This is a genomic window from Bradyrhizobium sp. WD16 (genome assembly GCF_024181725.1).
Taxonomy (GTDB): domain Bacteria; phylum Pseudomonadota; class Alphaproteobacteria; order Rhizobiales; family Xanthobacteraceae; genus Bradyrhizobium_A.
Window position 1 is genome coordinate 2,383,902 of record NZ_CP028908.1, and the last position, 19,358, is coordinate 2,403,259.

The 19,358-nt window shown below is 64.5% G+C and carries 17 protein-coding genes; 8 read left to right on the top strand and 9 right to left on the bottom strand.

Annotated elements, in window-relative coordinates:
- Positions 1-229: 229 nt before the first annotated feature.
- Positions 230-1,546 carry an O-antigen ligase gene (locus DB459_RS11025; RefSeq protein WP_253712881.1) on the bottom strand — a complete coding sequence of 439 codons (1,317 nt, stop codon included), beginning with the start codon at positions 1,544-1,546 and terminating at the stop codon, positions 230-232.
- Positions 1,547-1,850: 304 nt separating this feature from the next.
- On the opposite strand from DB459_RS11025, the gene DB459_RS11030 reads away from it, so the two are divergent.
- Together DB459_RS11030 and DB459_RS11035 are read left to right on the top strand one after the other, a co-directional pair.
- A complete protein-coding gene (locus tag DB459_RS11030) occupies positions 1,851-2,408 on the top strand; it encodes an NADPH-dependent FMN reductase (RefSeq protein ID WP_253712882.1) in 558 nt (185 codons plus the stop codon).
- Between the two features lie 40 nt (positions 2,409-2,448).
- Positions 2,449-2,667 (top strand): hypothetical protein, encoded by a 219-nt coding sequence (locus tag DB459_RS11035; RefSeq protein WP_253712883.1) that lies wholly within the window; start codon positions 2,449-2,451, stop codon positions 2,665-2,667.
- 48 nt (positions 2,668-2,715) lie between these two features.
- Here the strand turns inward: DB459_RS11035 and DB459_RS11040 are convergent, their stop codons facing one another.
- From DB459_RS11040 to DB459_RS11055, 4 genes are all read right to left on the bottom strand, one after another.
- Positions 2,716-3,537 (bottom strand): carbohydrate ABC transporter permease, encoded by an 822-nt coding sequence (locus DB459_RS11040; protein WP_253712884.1) that lies wholly within the window; start codon positions 3,535-3,537, stop codon positions 2,716-2,718.
- A 13-nt stretch (positions 3,538-3,550) separates the two neighbouring features.
- Positions 3,551-4,489, bottom strand: a complete 939-nt coding sequence (locus DB459_RS11045; protein WP_253712885.1) for a carbohydrate ABC transporter permease — start codon at positions 4,487-4,489, stop codon at positions 3,551-3,553.
- The gene (locus DB459_RS11050; RefSeq protein ID WP_253712886.1) at positions 4,486-5,811 is read right to left on the bottom strand and encodes an ABC transporter substrate-binding protein; all 1,326 of its coding nucleotides are present in this window, start codon (positions 5,809-5,811) and stop codon (positions 4,486-4,488) included. The genes DB459_RS11045 and DB459_RS11050 overlap by 4 nt, the downstream gene beginning before the upstream one ends.
- A 90-nt stretch (positions 5,812-5,901) precedes the next feature.
- Complete coding sequence (locus tag DB459_RS11055) at positions 5,902-6,051, bottom strand: hypothetical protein (RefSeq protein ID WP_253712887.1); 150 nt, start codon at positions 6,049-6,051, stop codon at positions 5,902-5,904.
- Here DB459_RS11055 and DB459_RS11060 point away from each other — a divergent pair.
- Both DB459_RS11060 and DB459_RS11065 read left to right on the top strand, forming a co-directional pair.
- Entirely contained in the window at positions 6,050-7,135 is a 1,086-nt protein-coding gene (locus DB459_RS11060; protein WP_253712888.1) for a tartrate dehydrogenase, read from the top strand. The two genes, DB459_RS11055 and DB459_RS11060, sit on opposite strands and share 2 nt — an antisense overlap.
- Positions 7,136-7,553: 418 nt before the next feature.
- The gene (locus DB459_RS11065; RefSeq protein WP_253712889.1) at positions 7,554-9,929 is read left to right on the top strand and encodes an RND family transporter; all 2,376 of its coding nucleotides are present in this window, start codon (positions 7,554-7,556) and stop codon (positions 9,927-9,929) included.
- A gap of 131 nt (positions 9,930-10,060) precedes the next feature.
- Here the strand turns inward: DB459_RS11065 and DB459_RS11070 are convergent, their stop codons facing one another.
- Positions 10,061-10,561 (bottom strand): hypothetical protein, encoded by a 501-nt coding sequence (locus DB459_RS11070; protein WP_253712890.1) that lies wholly within the window; start codon positions 10,559-10,561, stop codon positions 10,061-10,063.
- 304 nt (positions 10,562-10,865) lie between these two features.
- Here DB459_RS11070 and DB459_RS11075 point away from each other — a divergent pair, with 304 nt between their 5' ends.
- Positions 10,866-11,786, top strand: a complete 921-nt coding sequence (locus DB459_RS11075) for a 2-dehydro-3-deoxygalactonokinase (protein WP_253712891.1) — start codon at positions 10,866-10,868, stop codon at positions 11,784-11,786.
- Between the two features lie 392 nt (positions 11,787-12,178).
- Complete coding sequence (locus DB459_RS11080) at positions 12,179-12,811, top strand: 2-dehydro-3-deoxy-6-phosphogalactonate aldolase (RefSeq protein ID WP_253712892.1); 633 nt, start codon at positions 12,179-12,181, stop codon at positions 12,809-12,811.
- A 90-nt stretch (positions 12,812-12,901) separates the two neighbouring features.
- Here DB459_RS11080 and DB459_RS11085 read toward each other — a convergent pair whose 3' ends face one another.
- The 3 genes from DB459_RS11085 to DB459_RS11095 form a co-directional block, all read right to left on the bottom strand.
- Positions 12,902-13,648 carry an SDR family NAD(P)-dependent oxidoreductase gene (locus tag DB459_RS11085; RefSeq protein WP_253712893.1) on the bottom strand — a complete coding sequence of 249 codons (747 nt, stop codon included), beginning with the start codon at positions 13,646-13,648 and terminating at the stop codon, positions 12,902-12,904.
- Between the two features lie 39 nt (positions 13,649-13,687).
- On the bottom strand, positions 13,688-14,422 hold the full coding sequence (locus DB459_RS11090; protein ID WP_253712894.1) for an SDR family oxidoreductase: 735 nt from the start codon (positions 14,420-14,422) through the stop codon (positions 13,688-13,690).
- Between the two features lie 233 nt (positions 14,423-14,655).
- On the bottom strand, positions 14,656-16,464 hold the full coding sequence (locus DB459_RS11095) for an IlvD/Edd family dehydratase (RefSeq protein WP_253712895.1): 1,809 nt from the start codon (positions 16,462-16,464) through the stop codon (positions 14,656-14,658).
- A 338-nt stretch (positions 16,465-16,802) separates the two neighbouring features.
- Between DB459_RS11095 and DB459_RS11100 the strand changes: the two genes are divergently transcribed.
- Both DB459_RS11100 and DB459_RS11105 read left to right on the top strand, forming a co-directional pair.
- The gene (locus DB459_RS11100) at positions 16,803-17,864 is read left to right on the top strand and encodes an ABC transporter ATP-binding protein (protein ID WP_253712896.1); all 1,062 of its coding nucleotides are present in this window, start codon (positions 16,803-16,805) and stop codon (positions 17,862-17,864) included.
- A 137-nt stretch (positions 17,865-18,001) separates the two neighbouring features.
- Positions 18,002-19,324: an ABC transporter substrate-binding protein gene (locus DB459_RS11105; RefSeq protein ID WP_253712897.1), complete on the top strand. Its 1,323-nt coding sequence runs from the start codon at positions 18,002-18,004 to the stop codon at positions 19,322-19,324.
- Positions 19,325-19,358 lie beyond the last annotated feature (34 nt).

The window sequence follows — 19,358 nt, forward strand, 5'->3', positions numbered from 1 at the left end:
AGATGCTCGCGACAAGCGCGGGCATGACGATGTTTGGTGAACGGCGTAGTTCTACGCCAGTCGCCGCGAATGATTCTCATTAATCTGGTTGCGGCCGATTCAGCAGGGTCGCAACTGCATGCGGCATATGCGGACCGCGCTCAGGCGGCGAGGCGCTGGCCGCTGGCCGTCCCGATCCGGCCTATGGCCGCGGCATGGCGGGCATGTGCTGCCGCCGTTCGCCGCCGGATCAGCTCTCGATGGTGCGGAAGCGGGCGAGGTAGTGCAGCCCGAACACGGCCAGCAGAAGGTTGAACCAGATCGGATCGGCCCGGTCGAGGAAGAAGCTTTCCATCGAGGCGAGATAGATGCCGAACAGCCAGATCTGCAGAAACATCTGGTTCAGCGGTCCGCCGTGGCCACGTCGCTCGGCGAGGTGATAGTCGCGTAGCGGTCCGATTACCAGGACCAGGATCACCAGCGCCAGTCCCGGCAATCCCATGGTGAGGCCGGCGTCCAAATAACCGTTATGGCTGTGGGCCGCTTCGGTCGCCCATTCCAGGCCGGGGTCGGGCGTCCCCATGATCTTGCTGCCCCAGAAGGCGGAGAAGCCGTAGCCGGTCAGCGGCCGCGTAGCGATCGATTCGGCAGCGAAGCGCCAGATGTCGGTGCGGCCGGTGAAACTGGTGTCGAAGGGCAGGGCGCCTGCGATGGCTGCGAGCGCCGGGCTCAGCACCGTGCCAACGCTCAAGGCATTGATCAGCGCCAGCGGCGCGAGGCAGACCGCGGCGCGCGACCATAGGCTGCGCAGACGCGGCACCAGCAGGGATACGGCAAGGACGAGAATCAGCAGTCCGAGCGAGCTTTTGCCGTGGGTGAACAGGAGGAACACCGCCGAAAGCCCGGTGACCGCACCGCCGGCAATGACGGCGCGGCTGCGCAGTCCATAGATGCCGATGAAGACGAGCATCGCCATCACGGCAGCCGCAACATTCTTGTGGCCGAAGCTGCCACGCCAGTCACCGGCGAGCTGCGGCTCCTGCACGTCGGTGGCTTGGTGAATCGACAGATGCGGCATCAGAATGACGCCGGCAAAGCACAGCACGAGCACGATCAGAGCTGCCGCCAATGTCCAGCGTGTCAACTCCTGCCGTGATTTCGGCACCAGCAGGAGCGCCGCGGCAGTGGCGACGACGCAGGCCGTCAGGGTGAAGCGCCGGATCGAGGTGGCGGGATCGAGCGAGAGCAGCACCGTCAGCACCATCCAGCCCATGAGCGTCAGAAAGCTCGCCGTGGCAAGGCTGACGAGGCCGCGGCTGTTGGCGCTGCGCGCCATCGCCGGCGCCAGCAGAGCGAGCGCCAGAAACCAGACATAGGTCCAGAAGTCGTTGCCGGTGCCGACATCCTCCAGCCGCATATTGGTAAGGTCGGCGAAAGGCTTCAGCGAGACCCAGACGAGCAGCAGCGTTCCCGTGAAGACGACCATGCGGGCGGTGTCGGCAAGCCGCTGTCTCCGCAGATGGCGGACCAGGGCGGGCATGACGGAGGTGAGGCTCGGTTGTGTCACGGCGATACATTTCGGGGCAGGCATCGGCGTTCCGGGGGCCGCTACCGTGCCGTGTTGGGTCAATTTGGCAGGCGATCACGCTCTCGTCTGACGAGAGACGGTCTTCTTGCATGAGAAATGCCGGCTGCCCGCCGCCGTCTCAGTCTGGCTTACGAGGGTTAATGAAGCTCGCGAGGCAGGTCCGCGAGGCGGAACACTCGAGCGTATTCCGATTCCTATAGGGAAGCGCGAGGATCGCGGCTATGGTGCCGCCGCTTCCGCGCGCGGAATGACCTCCGCCGGCTCATTGAAACGAGGAGCAGCCATGACAATCAATGTGGTCAGCATCAGCGGCAGCCTGCGCAAGGGCTCGTTCAACTCGGCGCTGCAACGGGCGCTGCCGGCGCTGGCGCCCGCCGAGATGACGATCACCCCCGCACCGGCTTATGACACGTTTCCGCTGTACAATGCCGACGTGCAGAATGCCGCGGGCTTTCCCGACGCCGTGATCACCTTCGCCGACGCGCTGCGCCGCGCCGACGGCGTCATCATCGTCACCCCGGAGTACAACTACTCAGTGCCGGGCGCGCTCAAGAACGCCATCGATTGGGTATCGCGCCTGGACAACCAGCCCTTCAAGGAAAAGCCGGTGGCGATCCAGTCGGCGACGGGCGGCCCGCTCGGCGGCGCGCGCATGCAGTATCACCTGCGCTCGATCATGGTGTTCCTCAACGCCTTCACCTTCAACACGCCGGAAATCTTCGTCGGCTCGGCCCAGAGCAAGTTCGACGAGAAGCTCGAGCTGACCGACGAGACGACGCGCAAATTCGTCGCCGCCCAGCTCGAAGGCTTCGGCAAGTTCGTCCTCCGCATGCGACCGTGATGAGCTGACCCGAGGGGCGAGAGGCGCGAGCTTTCTCACCATGCTCGCGTTAGCTGCGGGCTCCACATCCCCGCCGGGCGGCGGACCGAAGAAGTCGGTCGGCTTACGTCAGCGGGCCGAGTTGTCGCGCAAAACGAGCGACAAGTTCGAGGCCGAAGGCTCCGAGCGCGGCCATGGCGTGGACGCCGGCCTTGAGGTAATGAGCGACCTGCTGGCGCATCGCGGCGCGGTCGAGGTGCTCGCATCGAACCGCGCATAAACGATGCCGTGAATGCCGTGCAGCGAGCCGGCCGCGGCGCTCACGGCATCAGCCGCCCTTGACCGCGCCGGCGGTCAGGCCGGCGACGATCTGGCGCTGCGCCGCCATGGTGAGCAGCAGCACCGGCAGGGTGACGATCAGCGCCGCAGCGGCCAGCGGTCCCCAGCTCAGCTGGTCGAAAGAGATCATGTTGTAGACCGCAACCGGCAGCGTGCGGGTCTCGCGCCCGGCCAGCACGATGCCGAAGGCGAAGTTGTTCCAGGAGAAGATCACCGACAGGATGAAGGACACCGCGATGCCGGGTTGTGCGATCGGCAGCGCCACATGGCGAAAGACCTGCCAGCGCCCGGCGCCGTCGATGATGGCGGCCTCCTCCAGCTCCATCGGTGTCGTGTCGAAGTAGCTGATCATGATATAGATCACGATCGGCACCGTGATCACCAGATGGATCAGGATCTGCGGCAGCAGCGTGCCCATCAGTCCGAGCCACTGGAACAGCAAAAACAGCGGGATGAGATAGGACAGGCCTGGCGTCATGCGCGCGATCAGGACGACGAACGCCGACTTCATCGCTTTCATCCGCGAGATGCCGTAGCCGGCGGGCACCCCGACCAGCAGGCCGAGCAGGGTGGCCGAGCCCGTGACGATCAGGCTGTTGAAGAAATATTGCAGGAAGCGGTTCGACTGGAAGACCTGGACGTAATTGTCCAGCGTCGCGATGGTCGGGATCAGGATCGGCGGATAGGCCGAATTGTCGACCTCGTATTTCAGTGACAGCGAGATCATCCAGATGAAGAACAGCACTGCCGGCGACACCAGCATCAGGGCGGCGAAAGCAAAGCCGATCTTCTCGATGGCGCCTTTCACCATGGACAGTTCCCGTTCATGAGCCAGTCCCCATCTCCATCCACTGGGTCCGCTGCCGCAGATAGAGCAGCAGCACCGACAGTGCGACCACCAGCAGGAAGAATGCCAGCGCGATCGCCGAGCCGTAGCCGACGTCGTAGTAAACGAACGCCACGGAGTAGAGATAGAGGTTGATCGTCTCCGACGCGGTGCCCGGGCCGCCCTGGGTCATGGCGAAGATGATGTCGAAACTCTTGACCGCATCGATGGTGCGGATGATGGCGGCCACCAGGATGAAGGGGCTGAGCAGCGGCAGCGTAATGTAGCGAAACATCTGCCAACGGTTCGCGCCATCGATCAGCGCGCTCTCATAGGGTTCGGACGGGATCGCCGCGAGGCCGCCCAGCAGGATCAGCATCACCAGCGGAGTCCATTGCCAGGTCTCCACCAGCACCAGCGATGGAATGACCGTGGCTGGATGGAAGATCCAGAGCTGGGGCGGAATTCCGACCAGCGACAGGAGATAGTTCATCACCCCGAGCTGGGGATGGAACATCATGGTCCAGACCAGGGCGATGGCGACCGGTGTCGCCATCATCGGCATGACGAACAGTGCGCGCAGAAAGCCGCGGGCCGGAAATTGCGCGTGGAACACCAGTGCCGCCAAAACGCCGAGCACGAGCGGCAGCATCACCGCCAGCGCGGTGTAGAGCAGTGTATGCCCCATCGCTTCGATGAAGCGCGCGTCGGTGAACAGGCGGCCGTAATTGCTCAGGCCGACGAAGCTTGGCGGTTCGCCGACCTTCCAGCCGTGCAGGCTCATCCACAGGGTGAAGGCCCAGGGAAAGACGATGACACCGCCGACCACGGCCACTGCAGGCAGCACGAACGGCCAATAAGTCGGCCGCCGCCAGGAGGCGGCCGCGGGCGCGGCCGTCTCCGCAGGCTTGGCGGCAGCGAGTGCGGTCTCGGTCATCCCTTCTCGCTGCGCTCCAGGATCGGCTTGAACTGCTCGGTCGCCTTCTTCATCTCGGTTGCCGGATCGGCGCCGGACAGCGTGGCGGTGAGCGCGGCGCCGATGACGTCGCGGAATTCGGCCACGGGCACGATCACCGGCAGGCCGAGCTTGCTGATCTTGGCGGAGCCGGTGACGCAGTCGAGCCACTCCATGGGCATCTTCACGCCCTTGCGGGTCTCCGGATCATCGATCACCGAGTCGCGGAACGGCACGCCTCCGCCGATCTGCAGCAGTCGCGCGCCCATCAGCTTGGACACCGCCCACTGGCTGTAGAGATAGCCGGCTTCCTTGTTCTTGCTCGCCTCGGCGACGCCGATGCCGTCGCCATAGGTCGCCGACGCGCGGATCTTGGGGCCTTTGGGCATGACGCCGTAGCCGACCTTGCCGACGACACGCGAGCGGGTGGGGTCCTCCAGTGGCGGCGCCCAGCCGATGCCATCGAGCCACATGGCGGCGCGCCCCTGAATGAAGGCCGCCTGGCATTCCATCCAGTTGAAGCCGGCGATGCCGGGCGGGCCGGCCTTGGTGAGGAGATATTGATACTGTCTGGTGGCCTCGATCGCCTCGGGGCTGTCGGTGAGCAGGTTGCCCTTGTCGTCGAGAAAGTCGAGCCCGTAGCCGAGATAGATGCTTGCCCACATCGGCAGGTTGGCGTTTCGCAATCCGCGGCCGACGAAGCCGGCGATGCCTTCCTTGGGATCGTTGAGGATCTCGGCGGCTTTGATCAGGTCCTCCATCGTTTCCGGATAGGGCACCTTCTTCTTCGCGAAGATCTCCTTGTTGTAATAGACCATGAAGTAGTCGACCGACCACGGCAGCGAGCGCAGCTGACCCTTGTCGGTGGTCGCGTAAGTGCGCCCGGCGGCGGAGAAGTCCTCGACTTTGAGGTCCGGCGTGGTGAGGTTCGGGTCCTTGATGAAGCCCGAGAAATCGGCGAGCCAGCCGGCCTTGTCGAACTGCCGCTTCTGCACGTGGTAGCTCAAATGCACGACGTCGAAATTCGGCTTGCCGGAGGTGAGTTCGATCACCGCCTTCTGGCGCTGCTGCTGCTCCGGAATGACCTCCGACGACACCTTGATGCCGGTCAGCTCGGTGAATTCCTTCTCGTGGCGCTGCAGCAATTCGCCGCGCGGCCCCTTGACCAGATTGGCCTCGATGGTGGTGCCGGCAAATTTCTTCCATTGCGGATCAGCGAAGGCGTGCAGGCCGGCAAGGCCGAGCGCTCCGGTGGCGAGCGTCCCCTGCAGCAGCGAGCGCCGGGTCGGGCCGAAAGCGGCCATGTCGTCATCCTCCCTCGAAAGCCGCCTTGTTTGCGGCGGTTACCTTGCGTCCTGAATGAGATGCCATGCGGCCGCCTGGAAATTAGTATATCAGCATACCGCAAGCGACAAGGCGCACATGCGCGTCACGCTCTGGCGAAGATTATCCGGGTGGTATTTAAGCAGGTGAGTTTCGGCGCTGTCGCGCTCGAGGCTTGTCAGCAACGGCAACGAACAACGCGAGAAGGTCAGGACATCCATGGTACCCACCGGCAGCAACCGCAAATATCGCATCGCCGTCATCGCCGGCGACGGCATCGGCAAGGAAACCGTGCCGGAGGGCCTGCGCGTGCTGGAGGCGGCTGCCGCGAAATATCGCTTCGAGCTACAGCTCGATACGTTCGATTTCTCGTCCTACGACTACTACGCCAGACACGGGCAGATGATGCCCGACGACTGGAAGCAGCAGATCGGCACCCATGATGCCATCTTCTTCGGCGCGGTGGGTTGGCCCGCCAAGATCCCCGATCACATCTCGCTCTGGCAGTCGCTGATCCTGTTCCGGCGGGAATTCGACCAATACGTCAATCTTCGCCCGGTCCGGTTGATGCCGGGGGTCAAGTCGCCGCTGGCCGGTCGCAAGCCGGGCGATATCGACTTCTTCGTGGTGCGCGAGAATACGGAAGGCGAATATTCGTCCATCGGTGGTCGGGCTTTCCCGGGGACCGAGCGCGAATTCGTGGTGCAGGAGACGATCATGACGCGCCACGGTGTCGACCGCATCCTGCGCTTCGCCTTCGACCTCGCCCGCCGGCGCAACAAGAAGCATCTGACCTCCGCGACCAAGTCGAACGGCATTTCGATCTCCATGCCCTTCTGGGACGAGCGGGTAGAGGCGATGGCGAAGGAATATCCCACGGTGCGCTGGGACAAGTATCACATCGATATTCTCACCGCGCATTTCGTCATGAACCCCGATCGCTTCGACGTCGTGGTCGCCTCCAATCTGTTCGGCGACATCCTTTCGGACCTCGGCCCGGCCTGCACCGGCACCATCGGGATCGCGCCGTCGGGCAACATCAATCCGGAGCGCGAATTCCCCTCGCTGTTCGAGCCGGTGCATGGCTCGGCGCCGGACATTGCCGGCCAGGGCATTGCCAATCCGATCGGCCAGATCTGGTCGGCGGCGATGATGCTCGATCATCTCGGCGAGGTCGAAGCCGGCAAGGCGATCGAGACGGCGATCGAAACCGTGCTCAAGGAAGAGAAGCTGCGTACCCGCGATCTGGGCGGCCCGGCCAACACCGTGACGTGTGGCAAGGCCATCGCCCAGACTTTGGAGTAAGCTTTTCGAGGCTCTCGGGTTGCGCCGCGCGTCAGCCAACGTGGCGCCGCGCGGCCCTGCTTTTTGAGCGCGTGTGACGCACCGGCGACACACCTCGGCCATGGCATGCCGGGTAGGCCGAATTCGTCGTGAGCGGGCCCCGCTCGCGCATTTTTGCCACGAAGACGCCCCCAAGAGTGCGGAATGAGCGGGGACAACCGGGGCAGCATCGGCCAAAACCGGCCGGTCCGGTCTCCGCCGAATCCTTGGCGCTGAACCGGGTTGGCTTGTAGGATCGGAGGGCACGCGGCGCTGATTCTCGCAGTGCCTCGTCCACCTCGCCTTGAAATCGGCCGGGCCTCGCGCTCGACGACGGCACCACCCGTTGACGACAACGGAGACGTCGCCAGCCGGGCCGGCTCACGGAAGCGGATCGCGCATGCTTGACCCCGGAAAGATCAATGTCGGCGCCGAGGATGCCGCTGCCCGGCGGTCACTGAGTATCGCGTTCGGCCTGGAGCGCATCGGCCTATTCCCGATGAAGGCGCCGATCCTGTCCTGCATCATTCTGGTGGCGCTGTGCATCGGCGCCTTTTTCGGCGTGCAGCGGATCAAGATCGACGATTCGCTCAGTCAGCTGTTCCGTTCCAATACCCGCGAATATCACCAGTACGAGGAGGTGACCAAGCGCTTCCCGTCGACCGAATTCGATGTGCTGGTGGTGGTCGAGGGCAAGGCCCTGCTGGCCCGTGAAAATCTCGAAAAGTTGCGCGACCTGGTCACCGATCTGCAGCTCATCGATGGTACCCGTGGCATCATCTCGCTGTTCTCGGCCCGTCAGGCGCCGGCGCCGGGACAGTTTCCGGCGCCGCTATTCCCCGAGACCCTGCCGGAAGGCAGGGCCTACGGCCAGTTCATCGACACGGTGAAGACCAATGAGATCATTCGCGGCAAGCTGCTGTCGGAAGATGGTACGTTGGCCCTGATCGTGCTGTCGCTCGAACCCTCGGTGGTGTCGAGCAACGGGCTGAAGGCCACGGTCGGCGAGATTCGCAAGACCATGAAGGAGGATCTCGGCGATACCGGGCTGTCGGTCGAACTTTCCGGCGTGCCGGTGATGCAGCTCGAGATCCGCAATGCGGTGGAGCGCGACGGTCTGATCTACAATGTCGCCGGCGTGCTTGCCGGCTGCATCATCGCGATCCTGTTCTTCCGCAAGGTCTCCTTCATGGTGGTGGCGGCGTTTCCGCCTCTGCTCGCCATCCTGCTGGCGCTGGGAGGCCTCGGCTGGGCGAATTTCAGCCTCAACATGTTCCTCAACGTGATGACGCCGCTGATCATGGTGATCAGCTTTTCGGATTCCATGCAGCTCACCTTCGCCGCCCGCGACCGCCTGATCGCCGGCGAGGACAAGGTGACGGCCTTCAGCAACGCTGTTCGGGTGGTCGGACCGGCCTGTGTGCTGACCCATGCCACCGCCGGCATTTCCTTCCTGGCGCTGCAGTTCTCGAATTCGGACCTGATCCGCGCCTTCGGCGAGGCCGGGCTGGCTGCAACCGTCATCGCGCTGCTCGCGGTGCTGTCCTTCGTGCCGGTATTCGGCATCCTGTTCGTGCGCGGCGAACAGGAATTCGCCGCCAAGTTCAAGAGTGCCGACGTCGGCGTCAACGCGCTGCGTCGCTTCTGCGCCTGGATCGCCGTGCGCATGGTCGGTCGCCCGGCGCTGTTCAGCGCCATTGCCTTGGCCGTGGTCGGCGGCCTCGCCTTGATCTATGCCCATCTCGAGCCGCGTTATCGTCTCGCCGACCAGGTCCCCGACAAGCAGAAGGCTGTCGCCGCCAGCAGCCGGCTCGACGCCAAGCTGACTGGCGCCAACCCGATCGACATCCTGATTGAATTCCCCAAGGGCGCTTCGCTCTTTGATCCCCAGACACTTTCGACCGTCGCCGACGTCCACGCCCTGGTGGAGAAGCAGGCCGGTGTCGGCAATGTCTGGTCGTTGGAAACGCTGCGGCGCTGGCTGGCGGAGAAGGCCGGCGCCCATGACGTCGCCACCCTCAAGGAATATGTCGACGTCATTCCCGACCATCTGAAGCGGCGCTTCATCTCCGCCGAGCAGGATGCCGTGGTGGTCTCGGCGCGGGTGCCTGATCTCGATTCCAGCCAGATCCTCCCGGTGGTCGAGGGTCTCGACAAGGCCATGGATGCGGTGCGGGCCAAGCATCCCGGCTACGAAATCGCCGTGACCGGCTTGTCGGCGATTGCGGCGCGCAACAGCGCCAACATGATCGAAAAGCTCAATTCCGGTCTGACCATCGAGTTCGTCTTCGTCGCCGTCTTCATCGGTCTCGCCTTCCGTTCTGCGACAGTGATGTTCTCCAGCATCCTGCCCGGCATCTTTCCGGTAGTCGCGTCGGGCACGGTGCTGTGGGCTATGGGCGAGGGCCTCCAGTTCGCCAGCGTGGTCGCGCTCACGGTGTCCTTCGGCCTCGGCCTTAGCGCGACCATTCACTTCCTCAACCGTCTGCGGCTGGAGAGTGCACCCGGCTCCGATCCGGGCATCGCGGTCGAGCGCGCCACGGTGCTGGTCGGGCCGGCGCTGATCCTGACCACGGTGGTGCTGGCCTGCGGTCTCGGGGTGATGGTGTTCTCGGATCTACCCTCGCTGCGGCTGTTCGGCTGGCTCAGCGCCTTCTCGATGATCGCCGCGCTTGTCGCCGATCTCTTCATCCTGCGTCCGACCGCCATGTTCCTGGTCGGCCTCTCGCAGATGGTGCGTGGTCTGTGGCGCGGACCGGCGAAGACAGGCGTGTGAGGGAGGGGCAGATTTTTCAGGTGTCCGCCGACTTGGCTTTTCAGAACGAGGAGGCCGGGAAGCCGTCGTTCAAAGCCGAACGGCGGCCCCAGGGGCCGCCGTGTCGTTACCAAACTGTCAAAATCAAGCGCTCAGCGCGCCAACGTGATCTGCACGCCCTTGAGCTGGGTATTCTGCGAACTGATGGCGATGGTCTGGCGGTTGCCCTTGGCGATCATCGATAGTTCGGCGGCGAAGCCGTTGGCGGTCACCAGCGCACTGAACTGGCCGTTGCCGGCGCGACCCTCGACGCCTCCGTTGATGTTGCGGCTGATCTCGCTCCAGGTCCCGGTCAGGTTGCCGCCGCGGCTGATGACGTCGCTGTTGAGGTCGAAGCGGTAGCTGTCGCTGGCACAGCGCAAGGCCTGTTGCAGGGAATTGCCCTGCGAGCCCACGGTGTAGTTCGCTTTGCAGCGGATGCGCTCGCTGCCCCCGTCAGCGACACGGATGGTGCCGCCGCCCGACCAGGCGCCATCGAGACCGGCGAAGGGACCACTCTGGGCGTGGCTCGCCGGGGCCATCAGCATCAGGCCGACGGCGACGCATGCCGCCTTGAAGATCAGCCAGTAAGACTTCGATACGAACGCGTTCATCGGATGTCCTGCAATCGCTTCTATGTCAGCCAATACGCGACCACCACTCCTCAGCTTTAGTCGCATCCGGCCGCCTGAGGTTCAGGTAACTACCGCACTATGCCACGCGAGCGGCCAAATCGAGGCCGCTGCGGGCTCCGCAGCATCCCGACAGAATAATCGCATCGCGTTGCGAAAGACTTAGGGCCGGGCCGCAGTGCTGCAAGTCTGGTCTGAAAAGAAAGACGTCGCAAAAGCCCCTTGAGGCCGGTGCCGGGCACGTGGCACTGCTCGTGGGGCAGGATAGGAGATGGGGAGGCGCGAAATGGTCGAGCCGGATTGGATCGCAGTGGATTGGGGCACCTCCAGCATGCGCGCCTGGGGCATCGCCATCGACGGATCAGTGCTGTTCTCGGTGGCCAGCGATCGCGGCATGGCGCGCCTCGCTCCGGGCGAATATCCGGCCGTGCTCACGGCGCTGGTCGCGGATCATCTCGAGAGCGCCGGGCCGCGGCGCGATGTGGTGATTTGCGGCATGGCCGGTGCCCGCCAGGGCTGGGCCGAGGCCCCTTATCTCGATGTGCCGGTGGCACTCGACGAACTCCTCGCCGGTGCGGTCGCGCCGGTGCCGGCCGTCGGACGCCTGTTGCCGCGCATCCTGCCCGGGCTTTGCCAGCGGCGCGCGGGCGCAGAGGACGTGATGCGCGGCGAAGAAACCCAGCTACTCGGACTGGCGACCCTCCTGCCGGACTTCGACGGGGTGGTGGCACTGCCCGGCACGCACTGCAAATGGGTGCGGCTAGCTGGCCGCCGTGTCGAGGGCTTCTCGTCGGCGATGACCGGCGAGATCTTCGAAATCCTGCGACTGCATTCGGTGCTGCGGCACTCGCTCGGCGGCGAGATCGATCCAGCAGAACGTTGGCGGGGCATTGCCGAGGGGCTTGCGGCGGGTGTCGCGGCGCCAGAGAAACTGCTGAGCCAGCTATTCCGGGTGCGCGCGGCGGCACTCCTCTCCGGCAAGACGCCATCCTGGTGTGCGGGGTATCTTTCAGGTCTGCTGGTCGGCGCCGATATCGGGGGCCAGCAGTCTGCGCTGGCGGGAATGCCGGTGGCGCTGATCGGCGCGCCGGAATTGTCGCGGCTCTACGCCGAAGGCCTGAAGCTGATCGGTGGGACCGCGCAGATCGTCGACGCCAGCGCCGCGGTGCTGGCAGGGTTGACGGCGGCGCGGCGGGCTGCGACGTGAAACACGCCAGCTGATCGCCCGCGTTGGCCAGTGCGGTGGATCTGACGCTCGTATCAGCATTGCCGCGAATTCGTCGTACGCGCGTCAGATCCAAAACCGCATTAGAATCATAATGATGCTAGTGTGGCGTCTCGCAATTGCCTATGCCCTTTGCGGCAAGCCCCTGTAGGCAATTGCGAGACATAAGCCGCACTAGCTTTTTGATTTTGCTAGTGTCCTGATGTCTCCGAATTACCGTGCGAGGGTGAGGCAAATGAAGCGGTAATTCGGAGACAGGACACTAGTGTCCCCTTGTTTCCAACGTTCGTATGAGCGCCTGCTGCAAATGGGATACGAACGTTGGAAACGCCACACTAGGGAATTGCCGCCAGGGATCGTTTCGGGGAATCGTCATGACCGGCCATCGTCGTCTCGTCGCCATCCTGCGCGGTATCTCGTCCGCCGAAATCGTGCCGGCCTGCGAGGAATTGGTCGCGGCCGGCATCACCATGATCGAGGTGCCGCTGAATTCGCCGCGGCCGCTGGAGAGCATCGCCTTGGCGGCGCGCAGCATGACCGGACGGGCGGCGATCGGTGCTGGCACGGTGCTGGAGCCGGCCGAGGTTGAGGCGGTCGCCGCAGCAGGCGGCAGCTTTGTCGTGTCGCCGGATTGCCACGACGAGGTGGTGCGGCGAACGCTGGCGCTCGGGCTGAAGTCCTATCCCGGGGTGATGACGCCAAGCGAAGCCTTCCGCGCGATCCGTCTCGGCGCTACGGCGTTGAAGCTCTTCCCCGCCGAAATTCTCGGCGCCGCCGGAGTTCGCGCCATCAAGGCAGTGCTGCCGCGCCAGATGCCGCTTTACGCGGTCGGCGGCGCCGTACCGGGCAATTTCGCGGATTTCGCCGCGGCCGGCTGTCATGGCTTCGGCCTCGGCAGCTTCCTCTATAAGCCGGGCGTCACGGTGGCGCAGATCGGCGCCGCCGCCCGCGCCTCGGTCGAGGCCTATGATGCCATCAGCTTCCCGGACGAGCCGCGGCCGGAGTGAGTGTGTTGACCGTGCGCGGCGCGCAGGGCCGGGCACGACGATCTGAATGAGTGGCAGCCGAAGAGCTTGGGTCCCCAGCTCCTGATCATATCAATACGTCGCCCGCCCGCCCGAGATGTCGAAGACCGCGCCGGTGGTGAAGGCGCATTCCTCCGATGCCATCCACGCCACCATGGCGGCGAGTTCCTCGACCAGCACGAAACGGCCGCGTGGAATCTTCGACAGCATGAAGTCGATATGCGACTGGGTCATCTGGTCGAAGATCGCGGTGCGCGCCGCCGCCGGCGTCACCGCATTGACGGCGATCGGCGTGGCGGCGAGCTCCTTGCCGAGCGACTTGGTCAGCGCGATCACGCCCGCTTTCGAAGCGGAGTAGTGCGCCGCGTTAGGGTTGCCCTCCTTGCCGGCGATCGAGGCGATGTTGATGATGCGGCCGTAATCCTGCTTGATCATCACCGGCACGATCGCCTTGCAGCACAGGAACGGGCCGTCGAGATTGATGCGCATCACCTTGCGCCACTCGTCGACCTCGGTCTCCCACACCGTGCGATTGATGCCGGCGATACCGGCGTTGTTGACGAGGATGTCGATGCGGCCGAACGCGGCGAGGGTCTCCTCGCGCGCCGCTTCGATGGCGGCAAAATCGGCAATGTCCGCATGCACCGGCAACACCGCATCTCCGATCTCCTGGGCGGTCTTGTCCATCAGATTGCGGTCGAGGTCCCAGATTGCCACCTTGGCGCCGGATGCGACGAAGCGCTCGGTGATGGCGCGGCCAAAACCCTGGGCGCCGCCGGTGACCACGGCGCAACGACCCTTCAGATCGATGTCATTCACGTTCGTTCCTCCTTGCGTCCGGGGCAAGCCGGTGACGGATCAAAGCGTCCAGCCGCCGTCGATGATGTGGGCCACGCCGGTGGTGAAGGCGCTTTCGTCGCTGGCGAGATAGAGCGCGAGCGCCGCGATCTCCTCGGCGGTGCCGAGCCGGCCCATGGGCTGACGGCTGATGAACATTTCGCGACCGCCCGGCCCGGCCGCCGCGGCGCGGCCGAGCATCGAGGGGGTTTCGATCGTGCCGGGGCAGATGCAGTTGCACCGGATGCCCTTGGCAATGAAGTCGACCGCGATGGCGCGGGTCAGTCCCGCCACCGCCGCCTTGGTGGCGCTGTAGACGTAACGGTTGGGCGCTGCCTTGGTGACCCCGGCAGCCGAGGCGATGTTGACGATGCTGCCGCCTCCGCCCGTCAGCATTGCCGGCAGGAAGGCGCGCAGGATGCGGTGCATCGACTTGACGTTCAGATCGAAGGAGAAGTCCCAGTCCGCCTCGGAGCAGTCCAGGATGGTGCCGTTGTGGACAAAACCGGCGGCATTGAGCAGCACATCCACCTTGCCGACCCTGGCGGCCATGGCGTCAACCGCGGCGGTGTCACGGACATCGAGGCGGGCGACTTCGGCAATGCCTTCGCTCTTGAGCGAGGCGAGGGCCTCCTCGTCGATGTCGGTTGCGAAGACGGTGGCGCCCTCGCGGGTGAAGGCGATGGCCGAGGCGCGGCCGATGCCGGCGGCGGCGGCGGTGACGAAGGCGCGCTTGCCCTTGAGGCGATCTGACATGGACTTAATCTTCTCCCTGGGAATCCGGCCCATGAGACGCCGTCGTGGACCGTGACGGCGGCCTGGACCGGTCTTGATGCGAGCTGGTCATCGCACCCACGCTCGAGCTCACGAGCCTCGAAGGATGAGCCGCCCGCCGCTGAGGGCCACGTCGTCCTTCGAGGCCCGGCTCCGCCGGGTGCCTCGGGACGACGTGAAGCGGATCGGGCGGGCCATTCCGTCCGCCGGCGCGCTCAATGGTTGTCGCGGGCGACGCCAAAGTGGCCGGCGATGTCCTGGTAGCGGGTGGCGAGTTCCATGCACGCTCCGGTGGCATGCTGGCCCACGGTGTTGCGATAGAGTTCCTGCCACGGCGTCTGGTTCTCCGGGTGGCCGAAGCCGCCTTTGGCCTTGAGCGCGGCGCGGCGTTCGGCAAGCTCGGCGTCGCTGATCAGGAGATTGGCCTCGCCTTTGTTGAGGTCGATGCGGACGCGGTCGCCGGTCTTGAGCAGCGCGAGGCCGCCATCGGCCGCCGCCTCCGGCGAGGCGTTGAGAATCGAGGGCGAACCGGACGTGCCGGATTGCCGGCCATCGCCGATGCAGGGCAGGGCGTGAATGCCGCGTTTGATCAGTGCCGCCGGCGGCTGCATGTTGACCACCTCGGCGCCCCCGGGGTAGCCGATCGGGCCGACGCCTCGGATGAAGAGCATGCAGTTTTCATCGATATCGAGCGACGGATCGTCGATGCGGTGGTGATAGTCCTCCGGGCCCTCGAAAACGATGGCTCGGCCCTCGAAGGCATTGGGCTCCTTGGCGTTGGACAGATAGCGGTCACGGAACTCTTTGGAGATCACGCTGGTCTTCATGATCGCGGAATCGAACAGGTTGCCGCGCAGCACCAGGAAGCCGGCGTCATTCACCAGCGGCTTGTCGTAGCTCCAGATCACGTCGCCGTCGGGCAGAGCGGCGTCCTGGCAATTTTCGCCGATGCCCTTGCCGGTCACCGTCAGTGCGTCGGCATGAATACGCTTGTGCTTCATCAGCTCGCGCACCACTGCCGGCACGCCGCCGGCGCGGTGATATTCTTCGCCGAGATAGACGCCGGCCGGCTGCAGATTGACCAGCAGCGGTACGTCATGGCCCACCGTCTGCCAGTCCTCGATAGTGAGCTCGACGCCGATATGGCGAGCCAGCGCATTGAGGTGGATCGGCGCATTGGTCGAGCCGCCGATGGCGGAATTGACCACGATGGCGTTCTCGAAGGCCTTGCGGGTGAGGATGTCGGACGGCTTGAGATCGTCCCAGACCATCTCGACGATGCGCTTGCCGGTCTCGTAGGCGATCTGGCCGCGCTCGCGATAGGGCGCCGGGATGGCGGCGCAGCCCGGTAGCGACATGCCGAGCGCCTCCGCCAGCGAATTCATGGTGGAGGCGGTGCCCATGGTGTTGCAGTGGCCGACGGAGGGCGCCGAGGACGCCACGATCTGCATGAATTCCTCATAGCCGATCTCGCCGGCGGCGAGGCGCTCCCGCGACTTCCAGACCACGGTTCCCGAACCGGTGCGTTCGCCGTTGAACCAGCCGTTCAGCATCGGCCCGCCGGACAGGACGATGGCCGGCAGGTTGACGGTCGCCGCGGCCATCAGGCAGGCCGGCGTGGTCTTGTCGCAACCGGTGGTCAGCACCACCCCGTCGAGCGGGTACCCGAACAGGACCTCGACCAGACCGAGATAGGCGAGATTGCGGTCGAGCGCCGCGGTCGGCCGCTTGCCGGTCTCCTGGATGGGGTGGGTGGGAAATTCCATGGCGATGCCGCCGGCGGCGCGGATGCCCTCCCGAACCCGGTGGGCGAGTTCGATGTGGTGGCGGTTGCAGGGCGACAGGTCATTGCCGGTCTGGGCGATCCCGATGATCGGCTTGCCGGACTGGAGTTCCTCGCGCGTCAGCCCGTAATTGAGATAGCGTTCCAGGTAGAGCGCGGTCATTCCGGGATTGGTCGGATCGTTGAACCAGCGCTCGGACCGCAGCGTGCGTTTTTTTGAGGCAGTAGCCGGCGTCGTCATCGTTTCTCCCGCAGTGCACACGTCGTTTTTTAAGATGCTGGATGTTCGCATTTCGATTTTGTCTTCGCAACGCTTGCCAGCGGGCGCGCTTTAGACTTTTATCGAGCTGCGCGAAAGCGATATTCGGGCATGCTAGCCATCGGTTCGGATGCCGGACGGATCGGATCGAATGCGGTTGGTGCTGCACCTTCCGAACGGGATAGCTATCTGAAGTCGTATTTTCGCCAAGCAAACAAGAACGACACCACAAACAAAACAAGCAAATAACAATAGGTCAGAACAGCTCGCGGCGACGTCGGCTTCCGTCACGCCTCGCCTGGACCAATTGGAGGAAATGAATGGCGCCAGTGCAGATTCACGACGTTCGCAAGTCGTTTGCCGGATTCGAAGTCCTTCACGGGGTCTCGATTCCGATCGAGGACGGCGAGTTCGTCGTGTTGGTCGGGCCGTCGGGCTGCGGCAAATCGACCCTGCTGCGCATGCTGGCGGGGCTGGAAAACATCACCTCGGGCACGATTTCGATCGGCGAGCGGGTGGTCAACAACGTCCATCCCAAAGAGCGCGACATCGCCATGGTGTTTCAGAATTACGCGCTCTACCCGCACATGACCGTCAGCGACAACATGGCCTTCTCCATGAAGCTGCGCGGCGCGCCCAAGGGCGAGATCGAGACGCGGGTGGCGAAGGCCGCCGACATCCTCGGGCTCAAGCCGCTGCTCGACCGCTATCCGCGCCAGCTGTCCGGCGGCCAGCGCCAGCGTGTCGCCATGGGGCGGGCCATCGTTCGCGATCCGCAGGTCTTCCTGTTCGACGAGCCGTTGTCGAACCTCGACGCCAAGCTGCGCGTCGCCATGCGCACCGAGATCAAGGAACTGCACCAGCGACTGAAGACGACGACGGTTTACGTCACCCATGACCAGATCGAGGCCATGACCATGGCCGACAAGATCGTGGTGATGCACGACGGCATCATCGAGCAGATGGGCGCCCCGCTCGAGCTCTATGACAGGCCGGCCAACCAGTTCGTCGCGGGCTTCATCGGTTCGCCGGCGATGAATTTCATCGATGGCAAGGTGGTCGGCGGCGCGACGCCGGCGGTCGAGACCGCCAACGGCACCCGCCTGCCGCTCGCCACCGCGCCTGCCGCCTCCGAGGGCAAGCCGGTGGTCTACGGCATCCGCCCCGAGCATCTCGAACTCGCCGACGACGGCGTCCTGGCCGAGGTGGTGGTGGTCGAGCCGACAGGCTCGGAGACGCAGGTGGTCGCGCGTATCGGCAATCAGGACATCATCTCGGTGTTCCGCGAGCGCCAGCATGTGGGGCCGGGCGAGAATATCCGCTTGCGGCCGCGCATCAGCGCCGTCCATCTGTTCGACAAGGAGAGCGGCAAGCGCCTCTGAGATCGGATGCGCGCCGATGTCTCGCAACGACGGCTCTCGGAACGCCCTTGAGGTCGTGGTCGAGGCCGGTCGTTGCGGCCGTTTCTGACTGCAACGCCGGACATCATCAACGATCCGGACACTGGAGGATACCTAGGATGACCGATTTTATCCCGAGCCGGCGTTCCCTGCTGCTGGGCGGCGCCGCCGCAGCAGCCGGCCTCACGACGATGTCCGCCGACCAGTTGTTCGGCTTCGCCAAGGCGTGGGCGCAGGCCGCACAGTGGAAGCCGGAGGCCGGCGCCAAGATCAACCTGCTGCGCTGGAAGCGCTTCGTCGAGGCCGAGGACGTCGCGTTCATGGCGATGGTCGAGGCCTTCAAGAAGGCGACCGGAGTAGAGGTCAGCGTCTCCAATGAATCCTACGACGACGTTCAGCCGAAAGCCTCGGTGGCGGCCAATACCGGGCAGGGGCTCGACATGGTGTGGGGCCTCTATTCGCTGCCGCATCTGTTTCCCGACAAGTGCCTCGATGTGACCGACGTCGCCGACTACCTCGGCAAGAAATATGGTGGCTGGACGCCGTCGGCCGAGGCCTACGGCAAGACCGGCGACAAATGGATCTGCATTCCCGTCGCCACCACCGGTTCGCTGATGAACTACCGCATCTCGGCGATGGAGAAGGCCGGCTTCAAGGAGTTCCCCAAGGACACTGCCGGCTTCCTCGAGCTCTGCAAGGCGCTGAAGAAGAACAACACCCCGGCCGGCATGGCGCTCGGCCACGCTTCGGGCGACGCCAACGGCTGGGTGCACTGGGCGCTGTGGGCTTTCGGCGGCAATCTCGTCGATCGCGACAACAAGGTGGTGATCAATTCGCCGGAGACCGCCAAGGCACTTGAATACGTCAAGCCGCTCTACGACACCTTCATTCCCGGCACCGCGTCGTGGAACGACTCGTCGAACAACAAGGCATTTCTCGCCGGCGAGCTCTACTGCACCAACAACGGTATCTCGATCTATGTCACCGCGAAGAAGGAGAACAAGGCGATCGCGGAGGACATGAATCACGCCTATATGCCGGTCGGCCCGATCGGCCGGCCGACTGAGCTGCATCTCGCCTTCCCGATCCTGACGTTCAAATTCACGAAGTATCCGCAGGCCTGCAAGGCGTTCTCCGCCTTCATGCAGGAAGCGCCGCAGTTCAATCCCTGGATCGAGGCTGCCCAGGGGTATCTGTCGCCCTTCCTGCTGGACTACGACAAGAACCCGATCTGGACCTCGGATCCGAAGGTGACACCTTATCGCGATGTCGCCAAGCGCACCCTGACGCCGGCCGGCCTCGGCACGCTCGGGGAAAAGGCTGCGGCGGCAGTCGCCGACTTCATCGTCGTCGACATGTTCGCCAATTACTGCACAGGACGTGAGGACCTGAAGGGGTCGATCGCCAATGCCGAGCGCCAGGCGAAGCGCATCTATCGCTAAGAATTGAAGCCGCCGGCGCGGAACAATCCGCGTC